Annotated in this window: 12 protein-coding genes; 8 read left to right on the top strand and 4 right to left on the bottom strand. The window is 72.0% G+C overall.

Features of this window, described 5'->3' with window-relative positions; genetic code table 11:
• The first annotated feature begins 11 nt into the window (after positions 1 to 11).
• Genes VKK44_RS09835 through VKK44_RS09820 form a run of 4 tightly spaced genes read left to right on the top strand, consistent with a single transcriptional unit; the run spans position 12 to position 3,264 of the window.
• Entirely contained in the window at positions 12 to 251 is a 240-nt protein-coding gene (locus tag VKK44_RS09835) for an acyl carrier protein (RefSeq protein ID WP_343446564.1), read from the top strand.
• Complete coding sequence (locus tag VKK44_RS09830; protein WP_343446563.1) at positions 251 to 1,486, top strand: beta-ketoacyl-[acyl-carrier-protein] synthase family protein; 1,236 nt, start codon at positions 251 to 253, stop codon at positions 1,484 to 1,486. The genes VKK44_RS09835 and VKK44_RS09830 overlap by 1 nt, the downstream gene beginning before the upstream one ends.
• A 55-nt stretch (positions 1,487 to 1,541) precedes the next feature.
• A complete protein-coding gene (locus VKK44_RS09825; protein ID WP_343446562.1) occupies positions 1,542 to 2,246 on the top strand; it encodes an HAD family hydrolase in 705 nt (234 codons plus the stop codon).
• A gap of 4 nt (positions 2,247 to 2,250) precedes the next feature.
• The gene (locus tag VKK44_RS09820; RefSeq protein WP_343446561.1) at positions 2,251 to 3,264 is read left to right on the top strand and encodes an aldo/keto reductase; all 1,014 of its coding nucleotides are present in this window, start codon (positions 2,251 to 2,253) and stop codon (positions 3,262 to 3,264) included.
• A 124-nt stretch (positions 3,265 to 3,388) separates the two neighbouring features.
• Here VKK44_RS09820 and VKK44_RS09815 read toward each other — a convergent pair whose 3' ends face one another.
• Positions 3,389 to 4,609 carry a cytochrome P450 gene (locus VKK44_RS09815; RefSeq protein ID WP_343446560.1) on the bottom strand — a complete coding sequence of 407 codons (1,221 nt, stop codon included), beginning with the start codon at positions 4,607 to 4,609 and terminating at the stop codon, positions 3,389 to 3,391.
• A gap of 286 nt (positions 4,610 to 4,895) precedes the next feature.
• On the opposite strand from VKK44_RS09815, the gene VKK44_RS09810 reads away from it, so the two are divergent.
• From VKK44_RS09810 to VKK44_RS09795, 4 genes are all read left to right on the top strand, one after another.
• Positions 4,896 to 5,462: a carboxymuconolactone decarboxylase family protein gene (locus tag VKK44_RS09810; protein WP_343446559.1), complete on the top strand. Its 567-nt coding sequence runs from the start codon at positions 4,896 to 4,898 to the stop codon at positions 5,460 to 5,462.
• Positions 5,463 to 5,555: 93 nt separating this feature from the next.
• The gene (locus VKK44_RS09805; protein ID WP_343446558.1) at positions 5,556 to 6,719 is read left to right on the top strand and encodes a M20 family metallopeptidase; all 1,164 of its coding nucleotides are present in this window, start codon (positions 5,556 to 5,558) and stop codon (positions 6,717 to 6,719) included.
• A 65-nt stretch (positions 6,720 to 6,784) separates the two neighbouring features.
• Positions 6,785 to 7,909 (top strand): carboxylate-amine ligase, encoded by a 1,125-nt coding sequence (locus VKK44_RS09800; RefSeq protein WP_343446557.1) that lies wholly within the window; start codon positions 6,785 to 6,787, stop codon positions 7,907 to 7,909.
• A 118-nt stretch (positions 7,910 to 8,027) separates the two neighbouring features.
• Positions 8,028 to 8,627, top strand: coding sequence for a nitroreductase family protein (locus VKK44_RS09795; RefSeq protein ID WP_343447728.1), 600 nt, complete (start codon positions 8,028 to 8,030; stop codon positions 8,625 to 8,627).
• Here the strand turns inward: VKK44_RS09795 and VKK44_RS09790 are convergent.
• The 3 genes from VKK44_RS09790 to VKK44_RS09780 form a co-directional block, all read right to left on the bottom strand.
• Positions 8,611 to 10,155, bottom strand: a complete 1,545-nt coding sequence (locus VKK44_RS09790; RefSeq protein ID WP_343446556.1) for an NAD(P)-binding domain-containing protein — start codon at positions 10,153 to 10,155, stop codon at positions 8,611 to 8,613. The two genes, VKK44_RS09795 and VKK44_RS09790, sit on opposite strands and share 17 nt — an antisense overlap.
• Positions 10,156 to 10,241: 86 nt before the next feature.
• Positions 10,242 to 11,267 carry a cupin-like domain-containing protein gene (locus tag VKK44_RS09785; RefSeq protein ID WP_343446555.1) on the bottom strand — a complete coding sequence of 342 codons (1,026 nt, stop codon included), beginning with the start codon at positions 11,265 to 11,267 and terminating at the stop codon, positions 10,242 to 10,244.
• Positions 11,264 to 11,425: a hypothetical protein gene (locus VKK44_RS09780; RefSeq protein ID WP_343446554.1), complete on the bottom strand. Its 162-nt coding sequence runs from the start codon at positions 11,423 to 11,425 to the stop codon at positions 11,264 to 11,266. The genes VKK44_RS09785 and VKK44_RS09780 overlap by 4 nt, the downstream gene beginning before the upstream one ends.
• Positions 11,426 to 11,577: the final 152 nt, after the last annotated feature.

Below are 11,577 nucleotides of genomic sequence, written 5' to 3'. Positions count from 1 at the left end.
GGAGCATACGGATGAAGACAATCGAAGACCAGATCATCGAGGTGCTGGCGACCCAGTTGAAACTGGTGCCGGACGGCATCGAGCCGGACATGACCTTCGAGTCACTCGACATCGACTCGCTGGTGATCGTGGAACTCGGGCTGCTGCTCGACGGCGCGTTCGACATCGCGATCGACGACGGGGAACTCACCAACGAGATGACCATCAGGGACGCGGCGCGGCTGGTCGAGACCAAACAGGCGGTCGCCTGATGGCGGACCGCCGGGCGTCCTTCGGGGTGGCGGTCACCGGCCTCGGCCTGGTGACCCCGGCCGGAATCGGGGTGGCGGCGAACTGGGAGCGGATCCGGTCGGGGCTGAGCTGCGCGCGCGTCGACGACAGCCTCCGTGACGCGCCGACCGCCCTCAGCTGCCGGGTGCCCGGGTTCGAGCCGGAGGCCGCGCTCGGCGGCTTCGCGTCCTGGCAGCTCGAACGGTTCGCGCAGTTGGCGATCGTGGCGGCCCGGGCCGCCGCCCGGGACGCCGGCTGGCAGCCCGGCGGTTGGGACGGCGCCCGGGTCGGTGTGGTCCTCGGCAACTCGCTCGGCGGGGCCGGCACCCTGGAACGGCAGCACACCGCGCTGACCGGGGGCGGGCCGCGGAAGGTGTCGCCGTTCCTGATTCCGATGTACATGGTCAACATGGCCGCCGGATACGTCGCGCTGGACCTGGACGCCCGGGGTCCCAGCCTGGTCACCGCCACCGCCTGCGCGTCGGGGACGACGGCGGTCGGCGTGGCGCGGGACCTGCTGCGCACCGGGGCCTGCGACATCGTGCTCGCCGGCGGCACCGAGTCGGCACTGACCCCGCTGGTCGTCACCGGGCTCAGCCGGATGGGCGCGCTGTCCCGGCGGGCGGACGCGCCGGCCGAGGCGTCCCGGCCGTTCGACGCCGACCGGGACGGGTTCGTCGTCGCGGAGGGCGCGGGCGTGCTCGTCCTGGAACGGGTCGAGGACGCCCGGGCCCGGGCCGCCCGGACCCGGGCGGTGGTGCGCGGCTACGGCGCCGCGACCGACGCGTACCACGCCACCGCTCCGGATCCGCAGGGACGCGGCATCGAGCAGGCGTTGCGGGCGGCGCTGGCCGACGCGGGGCTCGGCCCCACCGACGTCGACCACGTCAACGCCCACGGCACCTCGACCCCGCTGAACGACGTCACCGAGGGTCGGATGCTGCACCGCGTGCTGGGCGACCGGCCGCTGGTGACCTCGACCAAGGGGGTGACCGGGCACACCCTGGCGGCGGCCGGCGCGATCGAGGCCGGGTACACCGCCCTCGCCATCGCACACGGCAGCGTCCCGCCCACCGCGAACCTCGGCCGGCTCGACCCGGAACTCGACATCGACGTGGTGAGCGGTGCGCCTCGACCGGCCCGGATCGACGTGGCGGTGAGCACGTCGCTGGGCTTCGGCGGGCACAACGCCGCACTCGTGCTGACCGCGGCGTGACCCGCCACCCGCCCGAACGACCGACCCATCGACCGACCGACCGTCTGGAGAAGAAGTGAGCAAGCTGGACAAGATTCGTCTCGTCGCCCTCGACAGCGACGGGGTGGTGCTCAACGACACGTACAGCCCGGTGATCGAGAGCTTCGTGACCATGCACGGCGGGACGTACACCGCCCACGTCGAGCGGCACGTCTGGGGTTCGCCGCAACTGGCCGCCGGGCAGAACATGGCCCTGGCCTGCAAGCTCCCCTGGTCGGCGAAGGAGACCATCGCGGCGTTCTTCGCGCACCGCGAGGAGTACCTGAGGACGCACCCGGTCGAGGTGACCGAGGGCGCCGAGGAGCTGCTCGCCACGCTGCGGGAGGTCGGCGTACGGGTGGTGTGCTACGGCGGCCGGAACCGCGAGTACACCTTCGACAGGTACCTCGGCCACCTCGCCGGGTACTTCGACGCCGAGATCCCGTACGTCGACGTGAACGACTTCCGGCCCGGCACCAAGGAGATCGTCCGGGACATCTTCGGCTACGAGTTCGACGAGGTCGTCTTCGTCGACGACATCAACCGGGTGGCCGAGGTCGCCAAGGCGCTGGGCACCGGTTTCATCGGCGTGCCGGCCAGCATGCCGCACAACTTCCAGCGGGAGGAGATGGTGGCCACCGGGGTGCGGTACCAGGTCGACGACATCCGGAAGATCGACGCCGACCTGCTCCGCACCGTCGACCAGGAGCTCGCCGCCGGCACGCTCTGGTCGGGCCGATGACCCGATGACCCGACAGACTCCCCGGTCCGTCGCGCTGGGCGCCACCGGCCCACCGGTCGGCCGGCAGGGGCTCGGCTGCATGGGAATGAGCGAGTTCTACGGCCCGACTGACGTCGAGGAGTCACTGCGGACCCTCGACCGGGCGCTGGAGCTCGGGGTGACGCTCTTCGACACCGCCGACGCGTACGGGCACGGTCGGAACGAGGAGTTGCTCCGGCCGTTCGTCCGGGCCAACCGGGACCGGGTCGTCATCGCCACCAAGTTCGGCCTGGTCCGGAAGGCGGACGACCCCCGTTACCGGGGCGTCGACAACTCACCCGGATATCTCCGCCGCGCCGTGGAGGCGAGCCTGCGACGTCTCGGTGTCGAGACCATCGACCTCTACCACGTGCACCGGGTCGCACCGGGGACGCCGGTCGAGGAGACCGTCGGCGCCCTGGCCGAGCTGGTCGCCCAGGGCAAGGTCCGGCATCTGGGCCTCTCCGAGGTCACCGGCGCGCAGTTACGGGCCGCCCACGCGGTGCACCCGATCGCCGCCGTGCAGTCGGAATGGTCGCTCTTCTCCCGGGACGTGGAGACGACGGTCGTGCCGACGGCGGCGGAACTCGGCGTGGCGCTGGTGCCGTACTCGCCGTTGGGCCGGGGTTTCCTGGCCGGCGCCGTCACCAGCGTCGACCAGCTCGCCCCGGACGACTTCCGGCGGCACATGCCGCGCTTCACCGGTGACCGGGCCGGGCACAACGCGGCGCTGCTCGCCCCGGTCCACCGGATCGCCGCCGCCCGCTGCGCCACGGCGGCGCAGGTCGCGTTGGCCTGGGTGCACCACCGTCAGGCCGTGCACGGCCTGACGGTGGTGCCGATCCCCGGCACCCGGAGCCGGGCCCGGCTCACGGAGAACGTGGCCGCGGCCGACCTCGTGCTCACCGAGGGGGAACTGGCCGAGCTGGAGCCGATCGCCGCCCGGGTGGCCGGTTCCCGGGACGCCGGGCTGACCATGGCCGCCGTCCGCCGGGACTGACACCGACGCCCGCCCGCCCACCGCACCCGTCCGCGCTGACGGGTGCGGTGGGCGGGCATCCGGCCGGCGGCTCAGCCACGCCGGGCGGGCTCCCCGCCGCCGGACGCCCGTCCGGCGGCCGGGATCACCAGGTCACGGGCAGCTCGGACACCCCGTAGACGGCCGCCTCGCGCTGGAAGGGAAGCTGGTCCGGCTCGACGGCCAGCCGCATGCCCGGAATCCGGCGCAGCAGCGTCTCCAGGACCGCCTCAATCTCGATCTTGACCACGTGCTGTCCGAGACACCGGTGCAGTCCATGGCCGAACGACACGTTGCCGGCGTTGGTCCGGCGCATGTCGAGCGAGTCGGGATCGTCATACCACTGCGGATCGAAGTTCGCCGTCGGCAGGTAGACCAGCACCGCCTCGCCGGTCCTGATCGGCTGTCCCCCGATCTCGGTGTCGCCGACGGCGATCCTGGGCAGTCCGGTGTGGAAGTTGGTGCTGTACCGCAGCAACTCCCCCAGGCCGCCCGCGATCAGACTCGGGTCGTCGCGCAGCAACGCCAGCTGGTCCGGGTTGAAGAACAGGGCGGCCAGGCCGAGGGAGACCCCGTGCACCGCCGGCTCGTACCCGGCGACGATCATCACCCGGGTCATGCCGATGATGTCGGCCCGGCTGAGCTCGCCGTTCGCCTCGTGCTGCGTGATGAGGCGGCTGAGCAGGTCGTTGCCGGGATTCGCGGCCTTGGTCTCGAGGACGTCGACGATGACGTCGGTCAGCTCGTCGCTCGCCCCGTCGAGCTTGTCCTGGCCGACGTAGTGGTCGGCGAACGTCGAGGCGATCCGCAGGAACAGCTCCTTCCTGTACGGGATGTCCAGGACCAGGCACATCACCTGCGCCGCCAGCGGCTCGGCCAGCTCGGCGACCAGGTCGGCGGGGGGTGACTTCGCCAGCAGATCGTCCACCAGCCGGTCGACGATCTGCTGGATCCGCGGCCGCCAACGGGCCGCCGAGCGCTGCGTGAAGTCGGCGTTGACCATGGCGCGCTGCCGGGTGTGTTCGGGCGGATCCATCCGGGCGAACGTCGGGTTGTCCTCCGTGAGCGTCTCCGACCCGGCGCTCAACAGCGGGAAGCCCGGACGGCGGTTGTCCGCGCTGAGCCGCTCATCCGCGAGCGCGGCGCGGACGTCGTCCCGCCTGGTGATGAACCAGACCTTGCTGCCGTCCCACATGGTGACCTGGCTGACCGGACTCTGGTCGCGGAGCATCTGGTACCTGACCGGCGGATGGAACGGTGACCTGCCGTCGCGCTCGGCACGGTAGTCGTAGATGTCGGTCACGTCGGTGCCGCTGCCATCGCTCATGCCCCGCTCCATTCGCCCGCTTCCTCCACGGAAAGCGTCGCCGTACAGCTGTTCGATCAGCGTGGCGTTCGATGCCTTTCGTCCGCATCTCCGCGGTTGCGGCGCGGCCGGCGCGGTGAGGCGCCCCGGACCGGGCCGGACAAAGAGCACGATCCATGGGATGCGGTGGCCGTCCATATGGGATCGTGGGCGCGCGGCGTCGGAACACGCCGCCCGGCCCGGGCCTCAGCGACGGCAGGAGCGTGACCCGGCCGGCGCCACGGGTCACAGCTGGAGGCAGAACGCCATGGCGCACATCGATCTCGGGGTCGACGAGAAGCAGTTTCCCGGCATCTCCGGCCCCATGCGGTACCGTCCGGAAACGGCGAAGCCGCTCAACGAGCTGGCCGAGGTACTGCTGCGCGCCCCGCACCCGCTCCCGGCCGGGGAACGCGAACTGATCGCCGCGTACGTCTCCGGGCGCAACGAGTGCAACTTCTGCTGCTCGTCGCACTCGGCGTTCGCCGCCGCGCAGCTCGACGAGGGCATGACCCTCGTCGACCAGGTCCGCGCGGACCTCGACAGCGCGCCGATCTCGGCGAAGCTGCGGGCGCTGCTGCGCATCGCCGGCGCGGTCCAGATCAGTGGCCGCAACGTCACCCCCGAACTCGTCGCCGACGCCCGCGCCCAGGGCGCCACCGATCTGGAGATCCACGACACCGTCCTGATCGCTGCCGCGTTCTGCATGTACAACCGCTACGTCGACGGCCTCGGCACCTTCGCGCCCGTCGGTCCGGACGCCTACGCCGAGACCACCCGCCGGATCATCGAGGCCGGCTACGGCTCGTCGGCCCCGGTGCGGCCGACGAGCTAAGCACGGACGAGGAAGACCGCGTCCGGTCCCCCTGCGACGGTGAAATAGGCGGGCATCATACCGAACCCGTCAACCATGCAGTTGGAGGGATCAATGGGCCGGAACCGCTCTCTGCTCGGCGCCGCCAAGCAGTACCAGGCCGACATGGTCGACCGGCTGGACACGCTCGTCTCCTGCGAATCGGCGCCGGGCTCGCTGCCCCATCTCGCCTCCTGTGCCGACCTGCTCGCCCGCTGGGGCGAGCAGGTCCTCGGCCGGCCCGCCCAGCGGGTCGAGATCGACGGCCTGCCGCACCTGCTGTGGCCGGCCGTCGACCAGCGCGTGCTGCTCCTCGGCCACTTCGACACCGTCTTCCCGGTCGGCACCGTCGGGTCCCGACCGTTCACCGTTCACGGGGACGTCGCGACCGGCCCCGGCGTGTTGGACATGAAGGCCGGCATCGTGCAGATGTTCACGGCGCTGCGCCTGATCGAGGACACGTCGGCGGTGGGCGTGCTGCTCACCTGCGACGAGGAGACGGGTTCCGTCACGTCCCGGCCGCTCATCGAGCGGGAGGCACGGCGGTCGGGTGCGGTCCTGGTCTGCGAGGCGGCCACCCCCGAGGGGCACCTGAAGGTGGCCCGGAAGGGCGGCTCGGTCTACCGCCTCACCGTGTCCGGCCGGGCCGCCCACGCCGGCGTCGAGCCGCAGCGCGGGGTCAACGCCACGGTCGAGGTCGCCCACCAGGTCCTCACGTTGGGCCGCCTCGGCACGGCGGACAGCGACGGCACGTCCGTCACACCGACGCTGCTCTCCGCCGGCACCACCACGAACACGGTGCCCGACTCCGCCTGCCTCGCCGTCGACGTGCGGGCCTGGACCCGGCACGAACTCGAACGCGTGGACCACGCCATCCGCGGACTCGCGCCGGTCCTGCCCGAGGCGACGCTGGACGTGCAGGGCGGGATCAACCGCTATCCGATGTCTGCGGAACTCGCCCGCCCGCTGCTGGAACTGGCCCGGTCGGCGGCCCGGCAGATCGGCGTCCCGAGCCCCGACGGCGCGTACGCCAACGGCGCGTCCGACGGAAACTTCACCGCCGCGATCGGGGTGCCGACCCTCGACGGCCTGGGCGCGGTCGGCGGCGGGGCGCACGCCGACGACGAGTACGTCTGCCTGGACCGGATGCCCGAGCGGACGGCGCTGCTGGCCGGCCTCGTCGACACGCTGTCCATCGTGGAGCGAATCGTGCCGTCACCGGGGGACGACATCCCGTAACCTGCTCTACGTCGGCGAACGACCGGCAGCGAGGGGTCGGCGGCGTGGTGACTACGGAACAGGGCGTGCCAACCTCCGTACCCCGGCTCGGCGTCGAGGAGGAGTTCCTCGTCGTCGACGCCGCGCACCGTGGGGTCGTGCCGGAGGCGGCAACCGTCGTCGACCGCGCGCGACCGGCCCTCGGCCCGCGGGTGGGTGGCGAGATCACCAAGTTGCAGGTCGAGACGCGCACGGACCCGTGTCAGCGCGTCGACGTGCTCCACGCGCAGCTCGCCGACGGGCGGGCCGCGGTGCAGTCCGCGGCCCGGTCGGCGGGCCTGCGGGTGATCGCCAGCGGCTCGCCGGTGCTCGGTCACGCCGTGCCGCCGCCCATGACCGAGGGGCCCCGGCAGGACCGGGGCAACGCCACCTTCCGTGGGCTGCACGACGAGCTGGCCATCTGCGCCCTCCACGTCCACGTGGAGCAGCCCGACCGGGACCGCGCCGTACTGATCGGCAACCACCTGCGCCCGCACCTCCCGGTGCTCCTCACCCTCACCGCCAACTCGCCCTACTGGTCCGAGCGGGACACCGGATACGCGAGTTGGCGCACCATCACCTGGGGACGCTGGCCGGTGGCCGGCCCGCCGCCGTACCTGACGTCCGCGCAGCAGTACGACGATCACGTCGACGCGCTGCTCGAAGCGGGCGCGCTGGTCGACCACGGCACGATCTTCTGGGATCTCCGCCTGTCGACGAGGCACCCCACGCTCGAGGTGCGGGTGGCCGACGTCCCGCTCACCGCCGCCGAGTCCGCGGCGTTCGCCGCCCTGGTGCGGGCGCTGGCGGTCGTCGCCGGGGAGGCCGTCGACCGGGGCGACGAAGGGCCACGCCCGGTTCCCGAGCTGATGCGACTCGCCTACTGGCGGGCCGCCCGGGACGGCATGGGGGGCCAGGGCATCGACGTCGCCACCGGCCGTCCGTTGCCGGCGACGACCCTCGCCGAGAGACTCGTCGAGCGCGCCCGACCGGCGCTCGACGAGGCGGGCGACCGCGAGCGGGTGGAGGCCTGGCTGGCCCGGCTCGCCAGCGGCGGCGACGGCGCGACCCGTCAGCGCGGCGCCCTCGCGCCGCGTGGGCGCCTGACCGACGTGGTCGACACGATCGCCGGGCAGACCGCGCCCGAGCGCGAGGAGCGCACCTCTGAGTAACGACAGGCGACCATTCCTGGGACATGCTGGACGCACCTGAGCAGGGGAGGAACAGGTGAACGACACGAGCCTGCTACCCACGGTCCCCATCCGTCACCGCCGCCGCCCGCCGGCGGACATGGTGCGCGAGGCGGAGGCGTTCGCCGACCGGATGGCACAGCGCCGCTCCGTGCGGGACTTCTCCAGTGACCCACTGCCCGACGGGGTGGTCGAGGCCGCGATCCGGGCCGCCTCGACCGCACCCAGCGGCGCCAACGTGCAACCGTGGCGTTTCGTCGTCCTGACCGATCCGGCCCGCAAGCGCCGGCTGCGCGAGGCAGCGGAGGCCGAGGAGCGCGCGTTCTACGACCACCGTGCCTCGCCGGAGTGGTTGACGGCGATCGCCGGGATCGGCACCGACTGGCGCAAGCCGTTCCTGGAGACCGCACCGGTCGTCATCGTCGTGTTCGAGGTCCACCAGGGACCCTCCAGTCCGAAGCCGTACTACGTCAAGGAGTCCGTCGGCATGGCGGTCGGCGTGCTGATCACCGCGCTGCACCACGCCGGCCTGGTCACCCTGACCCACACGCCCAGCCCGATGCGGTTCCTCAACGAGGTGTGCGAGCGCCCGCCGGAGGAGCGCCCGTACGTGGTGATGCCCGTCGGGTATCCCACCCCGGACGCCCGCGTCCCCGACCTGACCCGCAAACCGCTGGACGAGGTCATGGTCTCCCGGTGAGATCCTCGGTCAGGAACTCGACCAACGGCCCGACGTGGCGGTCCGGGCGCCGCCACTCGGCCAGCAGGTCCTCCAGCAGGTGCTGCTCGGCGACCAGCTCGGCGCCCCGGTAACGGCGGATCACCGGGTGGATGAAGGCGCTCTCCCGGGCCCGGTCGGGCGTCGGGTGCCGGTCGATGGCGAAGACGTCGCCATAGTCGTCGCGGCCCCACCGGAGCCCGAGCGTGTACCAGTGCGTGGCGTCGGCGAAGCGTTCGACGGCGTAGTCCTCCGGCAGGTCCTCGTAGTGGTGGAAGTCGCCGGTCCCGCCGTCGCGGACGAAGACGTCACAGAGGTACTCGAACTGGGTCCACAGCGCCGAGGACCAGTTGACCCGGTCGAGCATCAGCTTGGTCAGCGACGCGGCGTCCGCCGGCGTCGTCGTGTACGGCAGCGGCACGTCCTCGTAGCGCTCACGCAGGATGCGGGTGAACGTCCGCAGGTTGTACCGGAATCCGTCGATGAACGGCGACGACGCGTGCTTGACGTCCCGGTCCTGGGCGATGGTGCCGGCGAAGTACAGGCCGTCGACGTTGCGCGACTGCCAGTCCGGTCGTAGGCCGGGCATGCGGCCGTCCCGGACCATCTCGGGGCGGGACGTCTCGTCGAACATCGACGTGTCCATCCGGAAACCGGTGCACCTGAGCACGGTGTGGTAGTCGAGCTCGGCGGTCTCCCCCTCGGCGTGGGTGTACGTGATCGACACCCGGAACCGCCCGTCGACGGGCCGGATCTCGTCGATCGTGCAGTCCAGCACCGAGTGCAACGTCTTGAACTGGTAGCTGTCCAGGATCGCGCCGTACTGGCCCCGGACGTCGCCCGGGTGCTTGGTGTTCCACGCCAGTCGCAGCGGCTGCCGGCTGGCGAGGTGCACCATCGAGGCCCGGCCGAGGATCGCCGACGCGGTCTCGAAGGCGGAGTTGCCCTTGCCGATGATCAGCACGCGCTGGCCGTCGTAGGCCGTGGGATCGACGACCATGTCCTCGTACCCGATGGCATGTTCGATGCCCTTGATCGCCGGCACGAACGGCCGGCCCCAGCCGGTCGCGACGACCAGGCAGCCCGCGCGCACGTCGCCCCGGTCGGTACGCACCGTGAAGCCGTCGCCCGTCCGGGTGATCCGCTCGACCGTCGTGCCGTACCGGACGTGGAGCTGGTGCACCCGTTGGAACTCGGCGAGGTAGCGCACCAGGTCGTCGGCCGCCGGCAGGTACTCCTCGCTGAATCGCGGGAACAGCAGGTCCGGCTCGTCGTTGAGCAGCGAGTTCCAGTCCCAGCGCAGGCGGATCTCGGGGTCGACGCTGTCGGTGTGCACCTTGTTCAGGGAGATGAGGCGGCGGTGCCGCGGGAACCGTCGGAAGAACCCGCCGGGGGCGTCGCCGCGTTCCAGCGTCAGGTAGTCGGCGCCCTGCCGCTGGAGGTAGTAGCTCAGTTGCAGTCCGGCGGGCCCCGCCCCGACGATGACGTACCGGTGTTCGCTGCTGACCATGCCGCGCCCTTCGACGGAGAGGTGAGTCCATCGACCATGGAATGTGGAACGAGGCGTGTCAATGCCGGAGGGGTCCCGCCCCGCCCTCACCGGTCGGCGCGGTCGGCGCCGAGGGCCGCGGGCGGGGTGGCCATCCGATGGTTCTGGCCGGGAACCTGGAAGTGGTGGAACGTGACGGTGGCGCTGAGATCGAGCGCGTGCACCCAGTGCCACCAGCCGACGGGAATGAGCAGCATCTGGCCCGGTTCGAGGATGGTCTCCAGCACGGTGGCCTCGGCGTAGCGGGGATGCCGGTCCAGGTCGGGCCGGGCCGCGTCCACCGCGCTGAACGTCCCGCCGCGCGGATAGACCAGGTGCCGCTGGTACGACGGGACCAGCCGGACGTGCTTGCGGCCGAGCACCTGGCAGAGCAGCACGGTGCTGTTGTCGACGTGCAGCGGGGTCACCGTGCCGGCGGGGCCGAGCAGCAGATGTCCCCCGCCGGCGGGATCGACGAGATGGCTCGGTGGCCGCACGTCCTCGGCGAGCGACCGGAGCGAGCCGTTCCAGTTCTCGTTACGGGGCACCATGTAGTAGTCGTTGGTGCGTGTGCCGGAACTCAGCAGCATCAGGTAGTCCCGGAACGGCATGGTGGTGCGGTGCCGGTCGTACTGCCAGGCGTGGTCAGGGTTGGCCTCCCGGCCGGTCATCACCTCGACCACGGCGTCCGGGCACCGGCGGGCCATCGCGTCCAGCGTCCAGTTCCGCGCCGGCCAGTCGGCCATCAGTCCGTCGAGGACGACCGGACGGTTGGCGTAGTAGTAGCGGCCGAAGAACTCCGCCGCCGTGATGTCGGCGCGTCGGTCCAGGTCCCGGCCGCCGTCGTCGTCGCGCAGCACCCGGTAGGTGTCGAGCACCGACTCCATCCAGTCGTAGCGCAACGCGAGCCGGCGGCAGACGGCGAAGTACGGGTGCGCGTCCAGGGCCGCCAGCTCCGCGTCGACCGCGTCGGCGTCCGCACCCGCGGCGACGGCCGCCGCGCGGGCCTGCCCGGTGGCGACCCCCATCGCCAGGTTCTCGGCGAGCCACTCCCGCCAGGCGGGAAGCAGGCCCGGCGCGGCGGCCACGGTCACCGGACGACCGCCAGACGCACCGGCGCCGGCGGTACGGTCTCGTCCGCGCCGGCCACGGTCGGCGGCGGGGTGAGCCGGGGCACCCGGGTGTACTCGGAGCAGTTGACGTAGGAACCCTTGACGTGGGCCGGGATGTGGTCCGGCGAGGTATCGGTCATGCCGAGTAGTCAATCGCCGCGCCGTCCCGGCCCACCAGGGACGCCGGTCCCGGCCGACCCGGGACGACGACACCTGACCGGACGGTGGAGGTCCCGCGTCCCGCCCGAACGGGACATCCACACCTGGCCGGCGGGACACCACCGGTCGCAGG

It is taken from the genome of Micromonospora sp. DSM 45708 (genome assembly GCF_039566955.1).
Classification (GTDB): domain Bacteria; phylum Actinomycetota; class Actinomycetes; order Mycobacteriales; family Micromonosporaceae; genus Micromonospora.
Note: the sequence above shows the minus strand (reverse complement) of the source record. Positions and strands in the feature narration are given on the sequence as shown.